The organism is Microbulbifer weihaiensis (assembly GCF_048323715.1).
In the GTDB taxonomy this organism is placed as follows: domain Bacteria; phylum Pseudomonadota; class Gammaproteobacteria; order Pseudomonadales; family Cellvibrionaceae; genus Microbulbifer.
Genome location: NZ_JBLWFL010000006.1, coordinates 50,713 through 74,730 on the forward strand (window position 1 = coordinate 50,713; position 24,018 = coordinate 74,730).

The 24,018-nt window shown below is 57.9% G+C and carries 16 protein-coding genes; 7 read left to right on the plus strand and 9 right to left on the minus strand.

Annotated features, from left to right (window positions below):
* The first annotated feature begins 169 nt into the window (after positions 1–169).
* Positions 170–1,288 (plus strand): glycosyltransferase, encoded by a 1,119-nt coding sequence (locus ACNKU7_RS08450; protein WP_418296535.1) that lies wholly within the window; start codon positions 170–172, stop codon positions 1,286–1,288.
* Positions 1,288–2,370, plus strand: coding sequence for a glycosyltransferase family 4 protein (locus ACNKU7_RS08455; protein ID WP_418296536.1), 1,083 nt, complete (start codon positions 1,288–1,290; stop codon positions 2,368–2,370). Before ACNKU7_RS08450 ends, ACNKU7_RS08455 begins: the two co-directional genes overlap by 1 nt.
* 45 nt (positions 2,371–2,415) lie before the next feature.
* On the opposite strand, the gene ACNKU7_RS08460 is transcribed toward ACNKU7_RS08455, so the two are convergent.
* The 6 genes from ACNKU7_RS08460 to ACNKU7_RS08485 are packed head-to-tail and all read right to left on the minus strand — an operon-like array spanning position 2,416 to position 9,565.
* On the minus strand, positions 2,416–4,089 hold the full coding sequence (locus ACNKU7_RS08460) for a BatD family protein (RefSeq protein ID WP_418296537.1): 1,674 nt from the start codon (positions 4,087–4,089) through the stop codon (positions 2,416–2,418).
* A 17-nt stretch (positions 4,090–4,106) separates the two neighbouring features.
* Positions 4,107–5,945: a VWA domain-containing protein gene (locus tag ACNKU7_RS08465; RefSeq protein WP_418296538.1), complete on the minus strand. Its 1,839-nt coding sequence runs from the start codon at positions 5,943–5,945 to the stop codon at positions 4,107–4,109.
* Positions 5,942–6,991, minus strand: coding sequence for a vWA domain-containing protein (locus tag ACNKU7_RS08470; RefSeq protein ID WP_418296539.1), 1,050 nt, complete (start codon positions 6,989–6,991; stop codon positions 5,942–5,944). Before ACNKU7_RS08470 ends, ACNKU7_RS08465 begins: the two co-directional genes overlap by 4 nt.
* The gene (locus ACNKU7_RS08475) at positions 6,984–7,553 is read right to left on the minus strand and encodes a DUF4381 domain-containing protein (protein ID WP_418296871.1); all 570 of its coding nucleotides are present in this window, start codon (positions 7,551–7,553) and stop codon (positions 6,984–6,986) included. Before ACNKU7_RS08475 ends, ACNKU7_RS08470 begins: the two co-directional genes overlap by 8 nt.
* Complete coding sequence (locus ACNKU7_RS08480) at positions 7,553–8,569, minus strand: DUF58 domain-containing protein (protein ID WP_418296540.1); 1,017 nt, start codon at positions 8,567–8,569, stop codon at positions 7,553–7,555. Before ACNKU7_RS08480 ends, ACNKU7_RS08475 begins: the two co-directional genes overlap by 1 nt.
* Positions 8,570–8,605: 36 nt before the next feature.
* The gene (locus ACNKU7_RS08485) at positions 8,606–9,565 is read right to left on the minus strand and encodes an AAA family ATPase (RefSeq protein ID WP_418296541.1); all 960 of its coding nucleotides are present in this window, start codon (positions 9,563–9,565) and stop codon (positions 8,606–8,608) included.
* Between the two features lie 397 nt (positions 9,566–9,962).
* On the opposite strand from ACNKU7_RS08485, the gene ACNKU7_RS08490 reads away from it, so the two are divergent.
* A complete protein-coding gene (locus ACNKU7_RS08490) occupies positions 9,963–14,846 on the plus strand; it encodes an NAD-glutamate dehydrogenase (RefSeq protein WP_418296872.1) in 4,884 nt (1,627 codons plus the stop codon).
* Between the two features lie 76 nt (positions 14,847–14,922).
* Positions 14,923–15,963 carry a quinone-dependent dihydroorotate dehydrogenase gene (locus ACNKU7_RS08495; RefSeq protein ID WP_418296542.1) on the plus strand — a complete coding sequence of 347 codons (1,041 nt, stop codon included), beginning with the start codon at positions 14,923–14,925 and terminating at the stop codon, positions 15,961–15,963.
* Positions 15,964–16,036: 73 nt separating this feature from the next.
* On the opposite strand, the gene rmf is transcribed toward ACNKU7_RS08495, so the two are convergent.
* On the minus strand, positions 16,037–16,240 hold the full coding sequence (gene rmf, locus ACNKU7_RS08500; protein WP_418296543.1) for a ribosome modulation factor: 204 nt from the start codon (positions 16,238–16,240) through the stop codon (positions 16,037–16,039).
* Positions 16,241–16,676: 436 nt separating this feature from the next.
* Here rmf and rlmKL point away from each other — a divergent pair, with 436 nt between their 5' ends.
* Positions 16,677–18,872 (plus strand): bifunctional 23S rRNA (guanine(2069)-N(7))-methyltransferase RlmK/23S rRNA (guanine(2445)-N(2))-methyltransferase RlmL, encoded by a 2,196-nt coding sequence (gene rlmKL, locus ACNKU7_RS08505; RefSeq protein WP_418296544.1) that lies wholly within the window; start codon positions 16,677–16,679, stop codon positions 18,870–18,872.
* Between the two features lie 46 nt (positions 18,873–18,918).
* On the opposite strand, the gene ACNKU7_RS08510 is transcribed toward rlmKL, so the two are convergent.
* Both ACNKU7_RS08510 and ACNKU7_RS08515 read right to left on the minus strand, forming a co-directional pair.
* Positions 18,919–21,318: a bifunctional serine/threonine-protein kinase/formylglycine-generating enzyme family protein gene (locus tag ACNKU7_RS08510; RefSeq protein WP_418296545.1), complete on the minus strand. Its 2,400-nt coding sequence runs from the start codon at positions 21,316–21,318 to the stop codon at positions 18,919–18,921.
* Positions 21,319–21,356: 38 nt separating this feature from the next.
* Positions 21,357–22,334: a PP2C family protein-serine/threonine phosphatase gene (locus ACNKU7_RS08515; protein WP_418296546.1), complete on the minus strand. Its 978-nt coding sequence runs from the start codon at positions 22,332–22,334 to the stop codon at positions 21,357–21,359.
* Between the two features lie 430 nt (positions 22,335–22,764).
* Between ACNKU7_RS08515 and ACNKU7_RS08520 the strand changes: the two genes are divergently transcribed.
* Together ACNKU7_RS08520 and ACNKU7_RS08525 are read left to right on the plus strand one after the other, a co-directional pair.
* Positions 22,765–23,637 (plus strand): FHA domain-containing protein, encoded by an 873-nt coding sequence (locus ACNKU7_RS08520; protein ID WP_418296547.1) that lies wholly within the window; start codon positions 22,765–22,767, stop codon positions 23,635–23,637.
* A gap of 59 nt (positions 23,638–23,696) precedes the next feature.
* A complete protein-coding gene (locus tag ACNKU7_RS08525) occupies positions 23,697–23,948 on the plus strand; it encodes a glutaredoxin family protein (RefSeq protein WP_418296548.1) in 252 nt (83 codons plus the stop codon).
* The last annotated feature ends 70 nt before the right edge of the window (positions 23,949–24,018 follow it).

Consider the following 24,018-nt stretch of genomic DNA (forward strand, 5'->3'; position numbering starts at 1 on the left):
ACGGGATTGCCACAGCCTCCCCCCGTTGATAACCTCCGCAAGCCGGCGAATATACAAGATTTTGTTTAAAAACAGTACCCTACGGAAAGCTCGGCTGGCTGGTCACACTCGAGTTGGTACTAATTGTGACTTGTGTGATTGACAATAGAGTTTGATTGCTTGGGGTTCTGTGTTGAATAAACCTGTCAAAATTCTTCAGTGCTACCGCACTTTTTTTCCTGAATCACAGGGTGGGGTCGAGCAGGTCATCTTGGAGGTCGCTCGGCTGACAGGGGGGGAAGTGCTGACCTTGGCGAGCTCGTCGGTCGGGGAGGGGCATTTCGGTGGCGTAGCATATAGTTCAGCCAAGCGCTGGTTCTCCTTGGCATCTTGCTGCGTAGGGCCCGGAATGCTTCGATTGCTGAACAAAAAATCACCAGACCTGTTGCATTTCCATTTCCCTTGGCCATTTGGTGACCTCGTATACCTGCTTGCAGGGTCTTCGCGCCCACTTGTGATTACGTACCATTCCGATGTTGTCCGCCAGCGTTTTCTGGGAGCGCTGTATCGCCCGCTGATGAAGCGCTTTTTTGCCCGGGCAGACAGAATCGTCGCGACGTCCCAAAATTATGTAGAAAGTAGCGAAATACTGAAGGACTACCGCCACAAGACAGAGGTGATACCGCTGGGTATTTCCGAGTCAGGTTACCCTCGCCCTTCTGACGAAGCGCTTGCTTCGGTAGAAGAGAGGTTTGGTAGAGATTTCATGCTGTTTGTCGGGGTGTTGCGCTATTACAAAGGGTTGGAGTTTCTGGTCCGTGCCGCTTTAGGCCAGCCCTATAGGATCGTTATTGCCGGCTCAGGGCCTGAGGAGGCTCGTCTAAAGGCTTTGGCCGTCGATCTGGGCATTGATAACGTGATATTTGCGGGTTTTGTCGATGAGGTAGAAAAGATGGCTCTATTTCAGCTCTGTCGCGCCACTGTATTCCCGTCCCACATCCGTTCAGAGGCATTTGGTGTGACCTTGTTAGAGGGGTTAATGTGCGGGAAGCCACTCATTTCCTGCGAAATTGGTACGGGGACGAGCTATGTAAACCAGCATGAGGAAACGGGCTACGTGGTGCCGCCTGCAGACCCGGATTCTTTGCGCGATGCGATGAGTACTCTTTGGCACAACCCTGAAAAGGCTGTGTTGATGGGGCATAAAGGCCGACAGCGTTATGAACGCCTATTCACCGGAGAGCGCATGGCGACGGCTTACGCCCGACTTTACGAGTCCGTACTTTCAGAGCGACGTGAAACAAACTGATGGCGCGTATAGCTGTTGACGCGCGTCCATTGTCGATCCCTACAACCGGCATTGGGCGTTACACGCAGGCGGTTCTCGATCGCTTGTTGGATTCTGAACATGAATGGTTTTTGTACAGTGATCGGCCGCTCAAGCTGGATTACGGCACAAGGACTAATGTCCAGGTTCGAACTGGACGTCTAAAGGCTGCGAAATTTGGTTCGATATATGCCCAGCTCCAGTTTCCCAGGTGGTCTCGTCAGGATCAGGTGGATCTTTACTGGTCTCCCAGGCACCACTTGCCTCTACTTATAAGTTCGGCCGTTCCACAGGTTGTTACTATTCATGACCTGGTTTGGAAGCTTTACCCGGAGACAATGTCGCGTTTTGGACATTGGCTGGAAAGGGTGCTTATGCCTCCGTCTATCAGGGCTGCAAGTGCTGTCATCGCTGTGTCCGATGCCACCGCGACAGATGTGGCGCAACATTTTCCTGTCGCAGCCGGACGCTTGCGGACAATCTATGAGGCGCCGTTTTTACCGATTTTTGAGGGGCGCAGGCCCGAGGGCAATTACTTCCTGTTTGTCGGTACTATTGAGCCGCGCAAAAATTTATTCCGTTTGCTTGAGGCGTATTCACGGTATCTAAGACTTGTGGCGGAGCCATTACCCTTGAAAATCTGTGGTGGCAGCGGCTGGGGGCTGCCAGAGCTGGAGGATAAGCTGCGTGTGTTGGGCATTACCGATCATGTCGAAGTGCTCGGATATGTCGAAGATAATCAATTGCCTAGTTTGTATAGAAATGCCCGGGCGCTGTTGTTGCCGTCACTTTATGAAGGCTTCGGATTGCCGATAGTTGAAGCATTCAGCCAAGGGACGCCAGTAATGACTTCGAGTCGTGGCGCGATGCAGGAAGTTGCTGGCGACGCTGGTGTATTGGTGGATCCGGAGTGCGTTGATGGAATGGCCAGGTGCCTCGCTGAGTTAACAGGCAATACTGCTCGCGTCAGGAATCTGCAAAGCCTGGCTCTGGATCGAGCAAAACAATTTAGTTGGGATCGTGCCGCGGAGCAGACTCTGGAGCTGATGAACTCACTGCTTTAGCAGTTTAGCTGACGCTAAATGCCTGCCCCGAATACTGGCTTTGAATCATCCACTAAACAATCCTGGCAGTGCGCCGTGTTTCGGCGATGACTCTTGTTCAATACGGGTCAATCTGTGAATCAGGATCTGCAGCTGCTGTCGATTCATTGGCTTCGGCGGAACCTTGTAAATTGCATCATTCAATATGTCAAAGGCCTGGGACAGATCCGATATTCCAAGCTGCTGCACTGCACAGTCGGGGCTTTGATGTCTGAGCGCAGGCCAGCGGAGCGCAATCCAGTGACGTAGGGCAACTTGAATTTCTTGAGGTTCGCCCGATTTTGCCGCCTCGATCAACTTCTGAGACTCTGCTTGAATTGAGCTATTTCTGCGTGTTTCCCTTAATGGTTCCGCACTTTTGTTTTGCTTCGTGTAAAAAAAGTAAATGATCCATAGCAAGTGTGACGCTATTGCGATTAGCGCAATTTTTTGCCAGAAGCCAGGTTCGACCTCTGTGACAATAGGCGTGGTATGTAGAGGGGGAGATGACGTGCCAGGCGTCGTAGATTCTATAATCGGCGCTCCCTTTACTTTGAATCTGAATGCCGGCAGTTGCGTAGCCCTCTGTTGCCCCGTCTTACTGTCCCACCAGGTGATCGTGATCGGCGGGAGCTGGTAGTCGCCTGGCTTGGTCGCAACAATAGCCGTGGTTTCTATACGGCTACCGATGATTCCGTTGGTGCCCGGGCTGTCTTCCTGCTGTGGCTGGTCAGGATAGGTTTTAAGGCCTTCGACATTCAGCTTTGGCAAGGGCGGCAACTGGGCGGCGCGCAGGCCTTCGGCACGCAAAGTGATGATACGCGTGATCGGTTCGCCTACCTTAAATTCCTCGGGATCCTTGCTCCAGCTTTGAACCAGCCCAAGGCTGGCTGCCGGCAGCCAATGGGTGCCGCTGTAGCTGTCTGGTTTGGGTTCCACCTGAACGCTCTTGGCTTCCGAGCGCAGGCGGATACGCTGCGCATTGCGGTTGAATAGTGAAAACGGGTCTCGTCGCCCGGTGACGGCGATATAGTTGAGCGGTGGGATTTGCAGTTCGCCCGAACTTTCCGGGAACACCGCATACGTCAGCTCGTATACCGCATGCCCGACGCCATTGATCTGTTGCTCATAGCGTTGCTCATCCACTTTTTCAATATGCGCGTCGGGAATCTGCAGCGGGTCTGCGGCGATGTCGTGGAGGCCGACAGTGGTATACAGGCGAACTTTGACGAGGAGCTGTTCCTGTACATAGAGCTTGTCTTTGTCGAGCTCTACTTCCAGAAAAGCCTGCCGGTTGTTTCCGCTCGGTGATTGGCCGGCCTGGTTAACAGTGATTGGAATAGCATCGGAAACCTGCCCGTGCAGGTGCAGTGATGGCACGAACAGTTTACCTTCCTTGAGCGGGGCGAGAATCACCGTCCACTCCACAAAACTTTCGGCGCGACCGTTGAAGACCCGGTACTGGTTGGACTGCTGGCGGGAGAGGACTTCAAAGTCCTGTTCCAGCAGGTCAAAGTCGGGTTGACCACCGCTTTGCGCGCCGCTGTAGCGGAGGGTAAGCGTGAAGGTCTCATTTACCGCGAGCTCGTTTCGGTCTACCGTCGCGGTCAATTCCTGCGCTGCAGCTAATTGAGCAAACAAGAATGTGCTCAAGGTGACTGCTATCAACAGCAACGTTTTGAAAAGTCCTGAGATGTACAACTTACGGGGTGCTCCGCTTACCATCGTTGGGTAGCTCCATTCTCCGGGGGCTGCCACTCTCCGGCGCGGTACGCGCGCCGGCGTTGCAGGCTTTCATATTTGAATTTTTCGCGCATAAGCCCAGCAGGGTCATCGGGTATCTGGCGCAGCCATTGATCCAGGGCTTGCTGGGTCTCGGGGTCCAGGGGGCTTTCCTTGGGCTCGCCGGCTTGGGCGTTTTGCTCCTTCTGCTGCTCCCCTTCGTCACCTCGTTGCTGTCCAGGCTTTTGCTGATCTTCTTCGGCGTCTTCCTGCTGTTGCGAGGACTGCTCCTGATCGTTGCCAGCTTGATCCGGTCGCTGGTTGTTCTGCTGGCCGTCTTCCTGGCTCTGCTGGGATTGCTGTTGTGAGCCGTCCTGGTTTGGCTGCTGGTTGTCCTGTCCCTGTTTTTTCTCTTGCTGTGACTGTTGATCGCCTTGCTGCTGATTTTGCTGTTGCTGCTGTTCCTGTAGCTCTTTCAGCTTCTCAGCAATTTCGCGGTTGTGCTTGGCGTCTGCGAATTGCGGGTTTTGCTTGAGTGCTTCATCGTATGCCTTGATGGCGTCGTCGAAGCGACCTTGCTGGGTCAGGCTGTTGCCGAGATTATAGAGGCCCTGGGGTTTCGCGCTCTGTGCAAAATCCTTAGCCGCCGCATCAAATTCGCCAGCACGATAATTTGCAGTGCCTTGCCACTGCGTATTGTCAAACAACTCGGCGGCTTCTTTCGGCTTGCCATTGAGCAGTAATTCTTCGGCCTGTTGATCCGGTGTCTTCCAGAGATCCTGCCAGGTGTCCGCGTTACTGTTTGGCGCAGGCACCAGGAAGAGCAGGGGTAGGCTGCAGGCGAGGGTTCCGCGGCGGAATAGCAGCAGGGCAAACGGCAGTATGAGGAGTACCAGCCAGGGGCCTTCTTCTCGCCACTGGTCAAACTGCCGCTCGGTGAGTTCGGCCCGCTCTGGGGGGGATTCTTCTGGGATCAGTCGGGCAATATCACTGTCATCAACGGATATTTGCGCGAAATGCCCACCAGTGCTTTCTGCCAGACTCGACAGCGCACGGCGATCAAAACCTGCGATGACAATTGCGCCCGCATCGTCGGTTACAAAGCCACTGCCGTTGGTCTTGGGAATGGGGCTGCCCTCGCCGCTGCCAACGGCGAGAATCGACAGCTGAACGCCGCTACTGCGGAGGTCGCTTTTGATGGTGCCAATCGCGTCTTTGTCGATGCCATCGGTGACGGCGAGCAGCTGACCATTGCCATTGGCGCCATCCTGAATCAGGCGTATGCCCGTTTCCACAGCCATTTCGATATTGCTTCCGGGCACCGGCATGATCCGCGGTGACAGGGGAGGCACAAGGTTGGCGACGGTTGCCGTATCGTCGGTAAGGGGGGCCACCACATGGGCCTCACCGGCATAGGCAACCAGTGCAGTAAGGCCGTCCTTGCGCTGTTTCAGGATGTCCAGAACCTTCAGGCGTGCACGGGTCAGCCGGTTGGGCGACAAATCCGTGGCCATCATGGACGGTGAAAGATCTAGAAGGATCACCAGGGCATCCTGGTTGCTATACACCGGTGAGGGTAATTTGCGCCAGGTGGGGCCCGCGAGGGCGACAATAATCAGCGTGAGCAGGGCAAAAATAAGCGCGAACAGCCAGGGGCGCTTTTCACCACCGCGCATCAAGAGGTGCGGAAGCAGGTCGGGGTCAATCACTTTCTGCAGCCCGCCGCTGGCGAGAATTGTGCGCGCGAGTGCCCAGCATGCCGCGGCCGTGGGCAGAATCAACCACAGAAGGTGGGGCCGCAAGAAGTGGAATTCGGCAATATCAGAAGGACTCATTGGTGCTGTCCTCCCTGTGCGGGAAGCGGGGATTTGGGTGAATGGTTGGATCTCGTGGCCAGCCATCCCATGGCCAGGGGCGCCAGGCCCCAGAGCGCGGCCAAAAGCAGGGCCACGGCCAGAGGCCAGATGTACAGAGACTTGAGAGGTCGGTAGGTTTCCGCATCCTGTTCCACCGGTTCCAGCCGATCCAGTTCGGTATAAATACTGGCGAGTTCCTGAGGGTTGTGTGCGCGGAAATACTGCCCGCCGGTTTTATCGGCAATTGCCTGCAGGGTTTCGCTGTCGAGGTCGCGGGACGGGTTGACCCGGCGCGCGCCAAAGCGCGAACCGAGCAGGCCGGGTTGAACCATTTCTTCCGCGCCTACGCCAATGGTGTAGACCGTAACACCGGCCTGCTTGGCGAGTTCAGCGGCTTTCAGTGGGCTGACTTCCCCTGCGGTGTTGGCGCCATCGGTGAGCAGAATCAACACGCGTTGCTCCGCAGGGCGCTGGGTTAGCCTTTTGACGGAGAGGCCAATGGCATCGCCGATAGCTGTGCCCTGACCAGCGAAGCCGATTTGCGCCTCATTCAACAGGGTGTCGACGGTTGCCCGGTCGAACGTCAGTGGCGCTTGCAGGTACGCGCGGGTGCCAAACAGCACAAGGCCCAGTCGGTCGCCTTTGCGTCGTAACACGAAGTCCCCAACCACCTGCTTCACCGCAGTGATGCGCATGGCGGGGTTGCCATTGAGGATCATGTCCGGGGTTTCCATGCTGCCGGAAATGTCCACTGCTATCAGCAGGTCGCGGGCACTGCTTGTCTGGGTTATGGGTTCGCCAAACCACTGTGGGCGCGCGGCAGCGACCACCAGCAAGGTCCAGATAAGCCATAGCAATAGAAGGTTGAGCCGGTTTGCCGGTGATGAGCCTTTGGCGCGGGGCAACTGGCGGTAGTAGGGCACTTTCAATGCGCTGCTCAGTGGTTCGCTGCGGGGCAGTAGCCAGCGCACCAGCAGTGGCAGCGGCAGCAGGACAAATACCCACGGGAAGCCAAATTCAAACACGAACGGCCTCCGCAGGCGTTGATGTGGGCGTCTCGCTGCCCTGCAGCTGATGCTGTTGCACCCAGTTTATCGCGAAGTCGCGCAATGCAAGTACGCCGCTCGGGTCGCTGTCCCCGTGACGGTACAGGCCTTCCAGCAGTGCGCGGCGGGCGGGTGCGTCCATATCCAGACGTGCGGTGCCCTCGAGAAAATCAATCCAGCGCTGGCCGGTCAACGACGCGCAGGCGCGGCGACCAAAGGTTACGACGGCGACACGCTTCAGGATTGTGTTGATTTCCTCGACGGCGGCTGCGGAAGATGTATCGATGGCATTCAAAAGAGCAATGCCCTCTGCCCGGTAGCGGTTTTGCAGTCGTTTCCGGCGCGCGCGCCAAAAGAGGGTGAATGCGCCTGCAATTGCCAGCAGTACCAGGCCTGCCAGTAGCCACCAGCCGGGTGCCGGGGGCCACCAGCCGACGGCCGCGGGCTCGTGAATATCCTTCAGCTGCTCAAGCAGTGCCTGCATTTCTGGCGTCAGGTTTGGCTGGTTGGTTTGAGGAGCCTGTTGCCTGCTTGGCAGCATCACAACGCCCTCCGCGTCGGAGACGGCTGGCGGTCGCCGTAGGTGTTCAGCAGGGTGGGGATTACGGGTTGTGTGCTGTCGAAGTCGACAAGGGGCAAGCGCAGGCGGCGGCACATCTGGGCAGTCTGCTCACGCACCCGCTGCTGGTGCCTGGCAAAGGTGTTGCGCATACCCTTATTGGATTTGCCGAGGAAAGTGCGCTGCTGGCCATCGCTGATGGTCAGCGACTGATCCGGCAGCTGCAGTTCCAGGGGATCTGTCAGCCGGAGCACCTGAAGGTCTGCGTGCCGGGTCAACAGATAGAGTGCCTGCTCGCAATGCTCGTCGAGATCGTGGCAGTCGCTGATCAGGAACAGGGCGCTGCCGGGGCGGGCAATGCGTCTAGCCTCTTCCAGCAGGGTTGCGAGCGACTGGCTGCCATGGCTGGGGATGGGGCTCACCAGGCTGGATGCAGCGTCGACCATGCCGTGAATGGCGGCGAGAACGGCGTGGTGACTGCGGCGCGGCCGCACGGTTTCCACATCGTTATCCGTAAACAGCAGGGCGCCAATGCGGTCGCCGTGCTGCAGGCCGGCCCAGCTCAGGGCTGAGGCGATGCTGCAGGCGGCGACTGACTTGAATGCGTTTTGGCTGCCAAAAAACATGGGTGAGCGGAGGTCGAGCAGAATGACCACCGGCCTTTCACGCTCTTCCTGATACAGCTTGGTGTGGGTTTTGCCTGTGCGCGCAGTCACACGCCAGTCGATGGCGCGAACGTCATCGCCAGGCTGATAGTTGCGCACTTCCTCGAAATTCATTCCGCGCCCGCGGTAGCGGGTAAGCAGGTTGCCGGCCTGATCGCTGCGATTAACCCGCGGCTTGAACAGTTTTAGTTGGCGGGCGATATGGCGCAGACGCACCAGCGGCGCCACCGATGGATAGGCGCCGCGGAGGTTGAGTTCGCTATGGTTGATCGCTTTGTGCACGTCGCTGTCTTTTATTACCTGGTTCCAGCCCGGACACGTGTCCGGTGTCATTACCTGGGCGGTTCGCCCGGTTACCGGCGTCGCTCATCAGATAGCCGGTACCTGTTGCAGTAACTGCCGGATGACCTCATCCGCGCTGGCGCCTGCAGCTTCAGCCTCGAAACTCAGGAGCAGTCGGTGGCGCAACACGTCCGGTGCAATCGCCATGACGTCGTCCGGGGTGACGTAATCCCGCCCGGCCAGCCAGGCGTAGGCACGGGCACAGCGATCGAGGGCGATGGTCGCCCGCGGGCTGGCGCCAAAATCGAGCCAGGAAGCCAGTTCTGCCGAGTAGCGCGCCGGCTCCCGGGTGGCCATGATCAACTGGACGATATAGGTCTCCACAGCCTCGACCATCTGCATGTCGAGAATCTCCCGCCGTGCGGCGAAGAGGGTTTCCTGACTGACAATGTTGGTTGGGCGGCTTTCCCCCTGGCTGGCTTCCACGCGCGCCAGCTTCAGGATTTGTGTCTCTGCCTCTGCATCCGGGTAATGGATGTTGACCTGCATCAGGAAGCGGTCAAGCTGTGCCTCCGGAAGCGGGTAGGTGCCTTCCTGTTCAATAGGGTTCTGGGTTGCCATCACCAGGAACAGATCCGGAAGGGTGTAGGTTTTGCGTCCGACACTGACCTGGCGCTCGGCCATCGCTTCCAGAAGAGCAGACTGCACTTTGGCGGGCGCACGGTTGATTTCGTCCGCCAGGATCAGGTTGTGAAACACCGGGCCGGGCTGGAAATGGAATTCGCCAGTCTCGGGACGGTAGATGTCGGTGCCGGTGATATCGGCGGGAAGGAGGTCCGGGGTGAACTGAACCCGGTGAAAGTCGCCCTCGATTCCGTCGGCCAGCGTCTTGATGGCTTTGGTCTTGGCAAGCCCTGGAGCGCCCTCCACCAGAAGGTGTCCATCGGCCAGTAAACCTATGAGAATTCGATTGACCAGAGTCGCTTGGCCAATAATCTGCTGTTCCAGCCAATCACTCAGAATTTTTATCTGCTGGCGTGTGTCCATATCGTCACTTCTTTTGCCAATTTCCTGTTTCAATACGCTGCCCGAGCCGGGTGCTATCTATGATCTTTATATATAGTCACTCGTTGCAGTTTGGCGGGCCAGGTTGATTTTAGCGGCAGTATGCCGAGAGGCAACCGCCGGTTTGATTTGACCGCTGTTCTGGCACTTTGTTCAACTCTATTGGTTGGCATGGTTGCCTCGAGCGGTACGGGTGGCTCAGGTGCCAGCAATCGCCACTTTCGGTCGGCGGGCAGGTGCAGGCCGCGAGGGATCAGCCGAACCGCCAACGTCTTGCGACAATCGGCTGCCGGCAAGCATGAACGACACAAGATAAAACAAGACAGTTAAAACGTAGACGCAAATTCTTTTGCGTGCCGATGGGAGGTTACACGTGAATATGGCGACGGTGATTACCGATAGCCGGGAAGAGTTGCTGGAGCAGGTCAGTAGTCTGATTCGCGACAAGCTGGGTGATAAGTCCGGGCCCGTGGTGGCCTTTGCCGAGCAGTTCCTGAACCAGTACCCGTTGGAAGACCTGACGGGGCGGCGCCTGGTGGATGTCTATGGCTGCATCTACACCTGCTGGGATTTCATTCAGCAGAGGGATGCAGGCGAGCGCAAGGTTCGGGTTTTCAACCCGCGACTGGAGGATCACGGCTGGGAGTGTTCCCATACGGCGGTGTGTGTATTGCAGCGTGATATGCCCTTCCTGGTGGATTCCGTGCGGATGGAAATCAACCGCCGCAATACCGTTATCCATTCCATCAAGAGCACAGTGTTGCAATTGCAGCGGGATGAGAAGGGCCACCTGCAGAAGCTGCTGCCTGCCCGCAAGGAAGAAGGCGAGCGCCAGGACGACCCCTCCATTACCAGCGAGGCGATGATCTTCCTGGAAATCAACCTGGATACCTCCTCTTCCAACCTGTCTGAGTTGTCCCGGGCTTTGAAAGACGTACTGGGTGACGTTGAGCTGGTCGTAGACGACTATCTGCCGATGCTGGATACCTGCTCGGCCATGGAAGACCAGCTGCATTCAGGGTTCGCCGAGCACGAAGCCAACCTGGAAGAGGCTTCGGCCTTCCTGCAGTGGATGCGCGACGGCAACTTTACCTTCCTCGGCTACCGCGAGTATGAATTTTGTCAGCAAGGCGACAAGAAGGTTCTGTGTGAGGTGGAAAACCGCCGGCTGGGGATTTTCAAGAAGCTGCCTGATCTCGCCGAGCCTACGCCGGAAAATGCATTTAATGAAGGCAAGCAGCGCTTTTACCAGGGCCCGAACTTCCTGACCTTCGCCAAGTCGTCAGTAAAGTCCCGGGTGCACCGCGCGGCCTATTCCGACTATGTGAGCATCAAACGCTACGACGCCGAAGGTGAGCTGATCGGCGAGTCCGCGTTTATGGGCCTCTATACCTCCCCGGTTTACACCGAGAGCCCATCCAAGATACCAATCATCCGCCGCAAGCTGGCCTCCGTGATGGAGCAGAGTGGCCTTTCGCCCACCGGCCACGATGGCAAAGCCCTCAAGCGCATCCTCGATACCTTCCCGCGGGATGAGCTGTTCCAGAGCAGCACTCAGGAGTTGTTCGATACCACCCTGGGTGTGCTCAGCATGAACGAGCGTGCCCGCCTGCGTCTGTTCATGCGCAAGGATCCGTTCGGCAAGTTTGTGTCAGCATTGGTTTACGTGCCGCGGGATCAGTTCAGCAGTGATGTGCGTGAGAAGATCTGCGATCACATCGCCCGCGCCATCGACGCCAAAGACTCCGACTTTACGACCTATTTTTCTGAATCCATTCTGGCCCGGGTGCACTTTGTATTCCGGGTAGACCCGAGCGAACCCGTGGAATTTGATGTAGCGCGACTGGAGGCGCAAATCGTGGATATTACCCGCAGCTGGGAAGATGTATTCCAAAAGTCCCTGAACGAGACCCATGGGGAAGAAGAGGGCAGCCGACTGGGCAGCATCTTTGGCCAGGCGTTTCCGGCGGGCTACCGCGAGGACTTCGAGCCGCGCATCGCAGTGCAGGACATCGCCTCAATCGCCGAGTTGAGCAATGACAACCGCGTCGCCATGAGCTTTTACCAGCCCGTTGGCGCCGAGCCGGGCAGCCTGCGCTTCAAGGTGTTCAACCTGGGCAGCGGCCTGACCCTGTCTGATGTGATTCCGGTACTGGAAAACCTCGGGCTGCGGGTAATGGGTGAATTCCCCTACACCATTCGCCCGCGCGGACAGCAAGATGTGTGGATGCACGAGTTCCGCCTGGAGTTCGGCCTGCCAACACGCATTGATGCCCAGGCCTCGCGTTCGCTGTTCCAGGATGCGTTTGCGGCGATCTGGGATGGTGTGGCGGAAAGTGATTCCTTTAACCGGCTGGTACTGGCCGCGCGCCTGAACTGGCGGGAAGTCACCATGCTGCGCGCCTATGCGCGCTACCTGAAGCAGACCAAGTTCAGCGCCAGCCAATCCTATATTGCTGCCACACTCGCCAACCATGTCGAGATCACCCGCAACCTGGTTGCCCTGTTCCGTGCACTGTTTGATCCGCGCATCAACTCTGCCGATCGCCAGGACCAGTCCCGGGTCGAGCGCCTGATCAGCAAGATCCACGATGGCCTGGACGGTGTCGACAACCTGAACGAAGACCAGGTCATCCGTCGTTACCTCGACCTGATCCGCGCGACACTGCGCACCAATTTCTTCCAGCTGGACGAAAACGACCAGCCGAAGGATTACATCTCGATCAAATTCAGCCCTCGGGAGATCCCCAACATTCCCGAGCCGCGCCCCGAGTTCGAGATCTTTGTGTACTCACCGCAAGTGGAGGGTGTGCACCTGCGCGGCGGCAAGGTGGCGCGCGGCGGACTGCGCTGGTCCGATCGCCTGGAAGACTTCCGTACCGAAGTGCTGGGCCTGGTGAAGGCGCAGAACGTCAAGAACGCCGTGATCGTGCCGAGTGGTGCCAAGGGCGGCTTCGTTGTGCGCAGACCGCCAGCGGATAACAGCCGTGAAGCCATGATCGAGGCGGGAATCAACTGCTACAAGACGTTCATTCGCGCGTTGCTGGATGTGACCGATAACCTGAAGGACGGTGAGGTGATCCCGCCGCCGCGGGTTGTGCGCCGCGATGAAGACGATCCCTACCTGGTGGTTGCCGCGGACAAGGGTACGGCCACCTTCTCCGATATCGCCAACAGTATCGCCGCCGAGTATGACTTCTGGCTGGGTGATGCCTTTGCTTCCGGTGGCAGTAACGGTTACGACCACAAGAAGATGGGCATCACCGCGCGTGGTGCCTGGGTATCGGTGCAGCGTCACTTCCGCGAAATGGGTGTGGACGTCCAGAGTGAAGACTTCTCGGTAATCGGCATCGGCGATATGGCGGGCGACGTGTTCGGCAATGGTATGTTGCTGTCCGAGCATATCTGCCTCAAGGGTGCCTTCAACCATATGCACATCTTCGTCGACCCGACGCCGGATGCCAGCAGCAGCTTCCAGGAGCGCAAGCGCCTGTTTGAACTGCCGCGCTCAAGCTGGGCCGATTACAACCTGAGCCTGATTTCCAAGGGTGGTGGCATTTTTGACCGCCGTGCCAAGTCGGTGAAAATCTCTCCGGAAATGAAACAGGCATTCGCGATTGAGGCCGACCAGCTGACCCCGAATGAACTGATCAGTGCGATGCTGCGCTCGCCGGTGGATCTGATCTGGAATGGTGGTATCGGTACCTATGTCAAAGCCACCGGGGAGAGCAATGCCCAGGTAGGCGACAAGTCCAACGATAACCTGCGGGTAAACGGCAGTGAGCTGCGCTGCAAGGTGTTCGGTGAAGGCGGCAACCTGGGGATGACCCAGCGTGGGCGCATCGAGTTTGCTCTGACCGGCGGGCGCTGTAATACAGACTTCATTGATAACGCAGGCGGTGTGGACTGCTCGGATCACGAAGTAAACATCAAGATCCTGCTGGACAAGGTGGTGGCCAACGGCGACCTCACCGACAAGCAGCGCAACCAGCTGTTGGAGGAAATGACCGATTCCGTTTCCGATCTGGTGTTGGACAATAACTACAACCAGACCCTTGCGCTGAGTGTGGCCGAGTACCAGATCGGGGATCGCTTCGACGAGTACCGCCGAACCATCAACGCCCTGGAGGCCGAAGGCCGGCTGCGCCGTGCGCTGGAGTTTATCCCGGACAATGAGACCCTTACAGAACGCCAGAACAAAGGGCGGTACCTGACTCGTCCGGAGCTTTCCGTTCTGATCTCGTACGTGAAGGTGAAGCTGAAGGAAGACCTGCTCGGTTCCCAGATCATTGATAACGACCGGGTGCAGGAGGCCGTCGAGTCTGCCTTCCCGCCGGCGCTGGTCGCGCGCTATAAAGGTCTGGTGTATGACCACCAGCTGCGCCGGGAGATCGTGTCTACCCAGGTTGCCAACGAGTTGGTGAACAGCATGGGGATCACTTTCTATCACCGGGTCAGCAGTGCCACCGGGGCTGACATCGATACCATCACTGCAGCTTACATCAGTGCGCGCGATGTGTACCTGATGCAGGAGTTCCAGGATGGTGTCGCAGAGCTGGACTACAAGGTGCCATCGGAACTGCAGCTGCAGCTGATGAACTCCATGATTGGCCGTGTGCGGCGTGCCACCCGCTGGTTTGTGCGCAACCGTCGCGGCGAACTGGATCCGGCCGTAGAGCGCGAGCTGTTCCAGGATTCGGTGCAGCGAGTGATTCGGGCCCTGCCGGAGGTGTTGAGTGGCGAGCCGCTGCGGGACTGGCAGTCGCGCCACGAAAAGCTGGTGCAGGCAAATGTGCCGGAGAAACTGGCGATGCTGGCCGCTTCTCCGACCTACCTGTTCTCAGCCCTGGGTATTTCCCAGTCTGCGCGTGTCAGTGACCGCCCGGTTGAAGAGGTGGCTCGCACCTACTTCACGCTGGCGGACAAACTGGGCCTCTACTGGTTCGGCAACCAGATCATCGATCTGCCGGTAGACAGCTTCTGGCAGGCCCAGGCGCGGGAGACCAGTATGGATGACCTGGACAGCCAGCTGTCCAAGCTCGCGATTCATATCCTGCGCCTTGCGGGTGATGATGGTTTGGATGTGGATAGCGCGGTAGCCCGCTGGAGCGCTATCATGGCGCAGCCCATTCAGCGCTGGAACAGCCTGCTGAAGGAGCTGAAGTCCGCGCAGGGCAGTGACTTTGCCATGTTCACTGTCGCGCTCAGGGAGTTGATGTACCTCGCGAATGCGACCGAGGACCAGGATTCCCTGGCACAATAAGCGACTTCGTCATCCGAGAGTGCCGGGCAGGGACACAGTTATCCTGCCCGGCAACGCAACCAAGTAAAGGAAGCCCATGTACGAGCTAGTGCGCAAAGCTCTGTTTGCGCTGGATCCGGAGCGGGTCCACCACCTTTCTATTGATGCCATTGGTGCCGCTGAGCGCCTTGGCCTGATGTCTTTGTTTGCCAAGAGCATCCCCGATGATCCGGTCGAACTGATGGGGCTGACTTTGCCCAATCCGGTAGGCCTGGCTGCGGGGCTCGACAAGAACGCCCAGGCGTTCAACGGCCTGGGAGCGCTCGGATTCGGGTTTGTGGAAGTGGGTACGGTGACGCCGCGCCCGCAGCCGGGCAACCCACAGCCGAGACTTTTCCGGTTGACGGAAGCCGAGGCCATCATCAACCGGATGGGATTCAATAACCTTGGTGTCGACTATTTGCTGGAGCGCGTCAAACATCGCCGTTACTCCGGTGTGCTCGGCATCAATGTGGGCAAGAATTTTGACACCCCGGTGGAGAAGGCTGCAGACGATTACTGCCTGTGCATGGAAAAAGTCTATGCACATGCAGATTACATAACGGCAAATGTTTCCTCGCCCAATACCAAGGGACTGCGGGATCTGCAGTTTGGCGATAGCCTGAATCAGTTGTTGGCTGCGCTGAAGGAAAAACAGAATGCCCTGGCTGAAGAGCATGACCGCTATGTACCCCTTGCGGTGAAGATTGCGCCGGATATGGAAGATGAGGCACTTGAACAAGTGGCAAAATCGTTCCTTGAGCATGGCATTGACGGCGTGATCGCGACCAACACCACCGTTGATAAATCTTCCGTGGCGGGCATGGAGCACGGCGCGGAGGAGGGTGGCCTGAGTGGCCGGCCGCTGACTGCGCGCTCCACGGAGGTGATCCGGAAGCTTTCTTCAGAATTGAATGGCCGGATACCGATCATTGGTGTCGGCGGTATATTTGATGGGGATAGCGCGGCAGATAAAATCCGGGCGGGTGCGACTGCAGTTCAGATTTATTCTGGCTTCATCTACCGGGGTCCGGCGGTCATTCGTGAAGCGGCGGAAGCCATTGCGAAACTGCATCAAGGCCGTGCAGTAGCGAAATAGTCTGCGAAGTTCGACCTCTTGTCGCCAGGCGAAAAAATCCCGGGATAACCCGGGATTTTTTTATCTAGTCTGTTTAGAGGTTGGCGATGCGTTGTGCCTGAGCTGCAGGCCCGAAGCCGCTCCAGTAATCCTGCCGCCCCTGCCGCCAGCCATTCACCCATTCCTGGTGAAGTGATGCCACTTCATATGGGCAACTTTCAGAATTTCTGCCTTCCATTGCGGCTACATAACCTTTGTGGAATGCGCGGTCGGAGGGATTACGTTTTTGGCGTTTCATCGATGGTGTACCTCGAACTTTCATTCATTCAATACGGTGCGGTCGGCTAATTCCCAGAGATAAGCCTCCGCACGTTTATTGCCGGTATTGGGGTGCCGGATGGCCAGCCCAATGCAGTATCGATGTCGTTTTCTCCTTGCTGGGTGACTCAGATAATTCCCGATTGTTCGTATTCCAGCTTATTGTGGAACGGCCAAAGCGAGAACACTTGCAGTAAAACAGAATAGTGCAGGTGGTGGAATGAACGGATTTTTCTGAAAAACCGCTGCGATAGGAGGAAATCATCTAGGTGGGGAAATGGTATCGCCTACCCGATTAGCAAGAGGGAATGTCATACCCGTTTCATGTATGCTTGCGCCACCCAAGTACCGCCTGGCCAGATTGGCCGGCCTGTCTTTGCCAAAATGGCTACTAACTGCTGACTGAGAAGACCCCTTTGACCGTAGAGTTCAAATTTACCGCTACTTGCCCGAAAGGCCTGGAAAACTTGCTGGCAGAAGAGCTGCGCAATCTGGGAGCCCAGGTTGAACGGGAACAGCCGGCCGCCGTACGCTTCTCGGGCCCCCTGGCGCTCGCGTACCGCGTTTGCCTCTGGAGCCGCCTCGCCAACCGGGTACTTCTTAACCTCGGGCAGGCACGTATCTCCGGAGCTGAAGATCTTTACCAGGCGGTGGTTGAGCTGCCGTGGGAAGAGCACATCAGTCCAACCGGAATTCTCTGGGTGCAGTTTTCCGGAACCAACCAGGAAATCCGCAACAGTCAGTTCGGCGCGCAAAAGGCGAAAGACGCCATTGTCGACCGGCTGCGCAACACCACTGGTGCGCGTCCCGACGTCGACAAACGGGATCCGGATCTGTCGGTCATGCTGCGGCTGCACCGCGATATGCTGGAAGTGGCCATCGACCTGACTGGCGACAGCCTCCACCGCCGCGGATACCGAACGCATATCGGTGCGGCCCCGTTGAAGGAAAATCTCGCCGCCGCGCTGCTGCTGCGCAGTGGTTGGCCTGAGATCGCCGAGAGTGGCGGCGCCTTGCTGGATCCCATGTGTGGCTCGGGAACCATATTGATCGAGGCGGCCCTGATGGCGGCAGACATCGCACCCGGGCTGCTGCGGAAAAGCTTCGGCTTTGAGCGCTGGCTGAATCACCAGAATGACATCTGGCTGGAGCTGCGCGAGGAAGCGCTGCAGCGCCGCAGTGCGGGGCTGGAGCGGGCGATGCCGGAAATTCGCGGCTACGATGCCGATGCCAAAGTGCTGTTTGCCGCGGAATCCAATATTGCCCGTGCGGGGGTGGAACAATTTGTCCGGGTCAGCTGCAGGCCAGTCAGCGGATTCAAGGTGCCGAGCCATCGAGAGGTAAAGCCGGGCCTGGTGTTGACCAACCCGCCGTACGGAGAGCGTCTGGGCGAGCTGGATGCCCTGCGGGAAACCTACGCGGAACTGGGGGGGCAATTAAAGCAGGAGTTTGCCGGCTGGCGTGCCGGCATTTTCACCGGGAACCCCGAGCTTTGTCACAGTATGGGCCTGCGATCGCACAAGCAGTACAAGTTGTTTAACGGCAGTATCCCGAGCCAGCTTCTGCTGTTTGAGGTGCACGCCAATACCGGTGGCCAGGCGGGCGAGGGCGGTAAGCCTGCGCGGCCGCTGTCTGCCGAAGCGCAGATGGTTGCCAACCGGCTACAGAAAAACCTGCGGAATATTGGCAAGTGGGCGAACAAGAACGGGGTCACCTGCTACCGGCTGTACGACGCAGATTTGCCGGAATATTCGGCGGCTATTGATGTTTACCAGTCGCTCGAAGGGGAGAAGTTTGCGCATATCCAGGAGTATCGCGCACCGGCCAGCGTTCCGGAAGAAAAGGCGCGCATGCGCCTGGCGGATTTGGTGCGTGCGACCCGCCATGTGCTTGAGTTGCCGCCACGCCAGGTGTCAATCAAGGAGCGCCGTCGCCACAGCCACAAGGAAAGCGGCAGCCAGTACCAGAAGCGTGAGTCCAGCGCGGGCACGTTCTGGGTGGATGAATACGGTGCGCAACTCGAGATCAATCTATGGGATTACCTGGATACCGGGCTGTTCCTGGATCATCGCCCGGTTCGGCAGTATCTGAGAAAGATGGCCGAAGGCAAGAAGCTGCTCAACCTGTTTTGCTACACCGCGACAGCAACGGTGCAGGCTTTCCTTGGCGGGTGTACGGAAAGCACCAGCGTTGATATGTCGAAGACCTATCAGGCATGGGCCCAGCGCAACTTCCGGCAAAATGGCATGGACGCGTACCGTCATCAGCTGATTGAAGCGGATTGTCTGCAGTGGCTTGATGCTGCGCAGCAAAATCGCAAAGGGCACTACCAGTTGATTTTTCTGGATCCCCCAACGTTTTCCAACTCCGCCAAAATGCAAGGCGTGCTGGATATTCAGCGGGACCACGTCAAATTAATCGAGCAGTGCATGGCGCTGTTGGCCCCGGGTGGGAAATTGCTTTTCTCGAATAACCTGCGCAGTTTCAAAATGGATGAGCAGGTTCTCGAGTCCTATGCGGTCGATAACCTGTCGGCCAGGTTGCTGGACAAGGATTTTCAGCGCAATCCCAGGATTCACAATGTCTGGGAAATCAGCCGCAGCGGGGAATAGGTGAAATAGTGAGACAGGATCTGGTTATGGAACTCTGATAACGGGATCAGAGTTCCATAACCAGGCGAAAGCCGACTTCTTTGGAGGAGGCTTTTTCGTTCAGGCCCGTGCGGTAGTCTGAACTGATATTGCGCAATGGCTCGCGCATGGAGCCACCGCGTACCGCGCGAAGCTTGCAGTTCTTGATGTGCACCGGGCGCGCGTCCGAACGGTGGTTGCTGTAGTCACCGAGAAAACAGTCCTGCACCCACTCGGCGACGTTGCCGGCAGTATCATAGAGGCCAAACTCGTTGGCTTTGTAGTTGCCCACTGGTGCGCTGGATACTGAAAACAGGGTGTTAAATTCACTGGCGCAGCCACGGCGGCAATTGGCTTTGCCTTTGGCGCTGCCGTTACCCCACCAGAATGGTGTATCGGTGGCGGCACGCGCCGCATATTCCCATTCGGCCTCGCTCGCCAGGCGATATTTCTGCCCCGTCTGGCCAGTGAGCCATTTCGCGTAATCCTGCGCGTCGGTCCACGTCACATTCACCACTGGGCGATTGCCGCGGCCCCAGTTTGCGTCATTGGGCAGCGCGCGCTCGGTGGCTTTCGCGAATCCATCATATTCGTCAAAGGTAATTTCGTGGGCCGCAATGGCGAACGGTTTGCGAATAGTGATCTTGTGCTCTGGGCTGGTGAAGGGGCGCCGGTCGTTGCCCATAGTGAAGCTGCCGGCCTTCACCACCACCATTTCCGGGCCGTGTCCGCCGCTTTTCAGCGGGGACTGGAATCTGCGACCGGCCATGTATTTGCGTTCCAGCTCTACCGCCAGCGTAACATCCGCATCATCCACTTCGATCCAGCGTCGCAAAATGTCATAGCCGGGCTTGCTGACTTCGACGTCGTAGCGCCCGGGAGCGAGTGCTATGCCCGGCGTATAGCGAGGCGCAATGTTCATGATGCGGATGCGCGCATCGGTCGGTTTGGCTGAAACCGTGAGGGAGTAGGTTTCCGGCGGCTCGGCTTGCTCGGGCTCGCTCGGCGTTACCGTTGAAGTGTCGGAAGCGGCCTGAGGGGACGGACGCACTGGCGCATCGGCGCTGCGTTCGATTTTTTGCGGGTCAGGCTGGGCGTTGGCCGCCTGGGTTACTTCCGGTGCTTGTGCCGTTGGCGCGAAATTCTCCGTGCGCAATATTGCTCCGGTGTTACGCGGTTGTTCGAGCCGGAGCGGGCCCGGTAGCGGAGAGTTCTCCACCGCCGGCGCCGGTAGCAACAGTTGCGAAGTGATGCCGACGGCATCGTTTACGAGTCCGGATTCGGTTTTCCAGGAGAACTTGTTGCTGATCAAACTGAACAGCACCCACACAAGAACCAGGCTTGCACAGGCGGTGGCGCCCAGTAACCAGGAGCGCCGTTTCGCGGGGGGTGTCTGCAGCATAACCTGCTGAATGCGCAGGATGGTCTGTTGTTCTGCACGGCCGCTATGCTCGTGCAGGGGTTTGTCGCGCCAGCGGGCCCAGGTAGCGGCAAGGCGATCACACAGGGTGCCGTACAGTGTCATCAACAGGGCGCGGAGCAGGCTCGAAACGCGCACTGACGTGTTGTTCAGCTTCGTCGGGGTAGTCGGAGTTTTCCCGTCAATGGCCGCCAGCAATTGGTCGATGGCGTCGACAACATCGAGCCCCCGTTGAAAGCGCTGTTCTGGATCCTTGGCGAGGAAGCGGTCTATCAGGCCCTGATACAGTGAGTGGCGCGCCGGCAGTCGCGGAATAGGGTCTGTCAGGTGCTTGATGGCGATCGCGACAGCTTCTTCCGCCTGGTAGGGCACGGCACTGGTGAGCATTTCATAAAATACGACGCCCAGGCTGTACAAGTCTGCGCGCCCGTCAACGGCGGCGCCCCGGGCTTGTTCCGGGCTCATGTAGTGGGGCGTTCCCACGACCATGCCGGTATTCGTCATGCGGGTCGTGCGGGCCACCGCCCGCGCCACGCCGAAGTCCGTGAGGACGGCAGAGCCGTCCTCGCGAAAAAGAATGTTTTCCGGTTTTAGGTCGCGGTGGACATACCCCTTGTTGCTGGCGTGATCCAGGGCCATCGCAATCTGGCGGGTAATGTGCAGGGCTTCGAGTGGTTCGATTGCCCCTTTCGTCAGCGCATCGGCCACAGATCCACCGGGCAGGTAGTCCATGGCGATATAGTTAAGGCTGCGGTAACGGCCGATGTCGTGGATTGCGACAATATTGGGGTGGGACAATTGGCCGACGATATTCGCTTCGCGTTGGAAGCGCTCGCTGAAAATTGGATCGGCATTGAGCACCGGGGACATGACTTTCAACGCTACCTGCCGCCCCATACTCCGCTGGGTAGCCAGATAGACGGTAGACATGCCGCCCTGATTGATCTTTTTGAGGATCTGGTATCCGGGAATCTCAAGTGAAGCAGCGCCGGTGCTGACAACTTCCATTCAAATATTCCCCGCAGATTTCCGTTGCATTCCCGTGATCAGGCGCGCAGCAGCCACCAGGCTGCTGCGGCACAGATTGCCAAAAACCCGGTAATTGTAGCGAGTTTGAGCGCAAGTCTGCCCTCATTGGCAAAAGAATGCTCCGACGAGGGTACCGGGTCGGCTGTGCGGTTGTTCCGGTTTTGGGGCAATTGTTGTGCCTGTTCCGGAGAGGCAACCAATTGGACGGTGATATTGTCGCGACCACCGGCATCGAGCGCAGCAGCAATCAGTAATTCAGCGGCGCGCTGGTTGTCTGGATTTTCAGCCAGAACCCGGCAAATTTCCTGCTCGCTGACATCGTTGCTGAGTCCGTCGCTGCACAGCAATAGCTTCTGCCCGGGCTTCCAGGCAAATGATGCACGGTCAATTTCCAGGGAAGGATTGGTTGAGCCACCGATGCAGCGTGTAATCACATGTTTGTTGGGGTGGCTGGCTGCTTCTTCGGCATTGATCGCTCCCGAGTCGACCAGCATCTGCACGTAGGAGTGGTCAACGGTCAGTTGCGCAAGTTGGCCGTGTGAAAGCGGGGTGACTGTGCCGGGTTCGGCGCCGAGGGCAGACTCCGTGGCAGTGCCCGGCGTCCAGAGGTAGGCGCGACTGTCGCCAACCCAGTAAACATGGAAGTAGTTTCCGTCTTCCGCAACCACCACGGCGGTGGTGCCCATGGCGGTGGAGTTGCTTTCTTCACCGATCAGGAGTGCGTGGGCCCGCCGCAGGGCCTGCTCATAGTGGCGGTCTGTCGCAGACGAGCGCTGTATTTCCTCGACGACGGTCTGGCTGGCGATTTCACCCGCCTGGTGCCCCCCGAGGCCATCGGCAACAACCCAAACGCCGCGTTTTTCATCGCCCCAGAATGCATCCTCATTCTGGTCGCGACGGTACCCGGTGTGTGTCGCACCGGCGCTGCGCTTGTTTATGTGTACTGCGGAGTGGCTCACGCCACTTGGGCGTTCCCGTACTTTGGCTTCACTCACTGGTATGCAACTACCTGTTACCTGTCGTTATTTTCGAAAGCGCCACGCACGCTGCCCATTCCCTGGGTGGAGTCAGCAGTAGCCGGCGGATTAGGGTGAGGGGTGAGTCCTCAAAACAACGCCTACTCGTTCGAGTGATGCTGCCGCAGATCATTTCCTGATCAGCACTGCCAAATCCGACGCTTCCATACTAGAGCCTTGGAGCATTGTAAGCTGCAAACCGAATCACACGCTAACGAAAATCTCCGTGATAGACTCAACTGATCGATTCTAGGCGGTCTGGGCCTGGAGTCACGTTATAGACCGGTAACTTGTCCGTCCTGACGCCTGTTTTGAATAGTCGGCGGCCGCCAGGCGGGCAGGTTATGTTGTATTTGGAATACTCGCTGGGCCACAGGCGGCGCGGGATCTATTCAAGGATATCTAGGCAATGCTCAAATTATGCGACGTAAAAGATAGTCGACACAGTGTTTGGCTGGTGGCGCCGAAAGTTACCATCGGGCGTGCCAGCAACTGCGACCTGACTCTTCCGGATGCGTCTGTCGCTAAATTGCATGCTGAAATTGTGGTCGAAGGTGAAAACCTGGAGCTGCACAACCTCGCTGGTGCCGGGCAGGTTGCAGTAAATGGCAGGTTGGTTGATGGAAGCTGCCAATTGCAGCGCAATGACCGGGTTCAGCTCGGTGAGCGCAACCTGACGGTAATTGACCCGAAAATCACCCGCATGAAGTCCGCAGCCGGGGGGGCCAATGTTGCCTGGGCGCTGCGTGCCAATCACCCGGCCATTGTCGGCAGGGTGTTTCCGGTGCGTGAAACCAGCATCGTGGGGCGCTCAGAAGAATGTGATCTGACCTTCGCCATGTCTCACCTATCCCGGCGCCATGCACGTCTGGAAGTGCGCGAGGGTCTGCTGTTTGTGGTCGACCTGGGATCTGCGAATGGCACTTACCTGAACAACCAGCGGGTAACGGAATGCCGGGTTAGGCGCGGTGACGAGCTGCGTTTTGACAGCCTCAGTTTCAGTGTGGTGGGGCCGTCGGATGACCTGGATAAAACCACGGTTCGCCAGGCGGTTACCATGCCGGACGCTGGACGTGATGACTCGAGCCTGGAGCAGGCCCTCAATCGCGACCGGCTGCGGTCTGCTGCACGTCCATCGGCTAATGTTGCGGAAGCCGCCAGCGGTTCCTATCAGGCGAGCAGTGCGGCAGCCAGTGGATCCAGTTGGCTGTGGGTTGGAATATTGCTGGCCGGTGTGGCCGGCGCAGGGTATTTCTGGGCGCGAAGCCAGGGTCTCCTGTAGTTTGACTGGTCTGCGTGGGCACATGCCTGCGCAGCCGCACTTGTAATTAGGAGTATGAATTGGCGACTAAGGCGCTCATTATTTATACAACACTCGGGTGCACACTGTGCGAGAAGGCCAAGGTTGAATTGTGGCCGGTGCTGGAGAAGTTGGATTTAACCCTTAAATCGGTTGATATCGCCGACGACGAGCAACTGAGCGAGCTGTTTGGCTGGAGTATTCCGGTGGTGGGGCTGGGTGATACTGGCGACGTGTTGTGCTGGCCGTTCACTTCAGCTGAACTGGAAGACTGGTTGCAAAGTCGTCTTTAAAAAGACCCTGGTCGCGTGTACCCAAGCCGCTGAACTGTCCCCTTTATTCATTGCGGTTCCGCCATTGCCG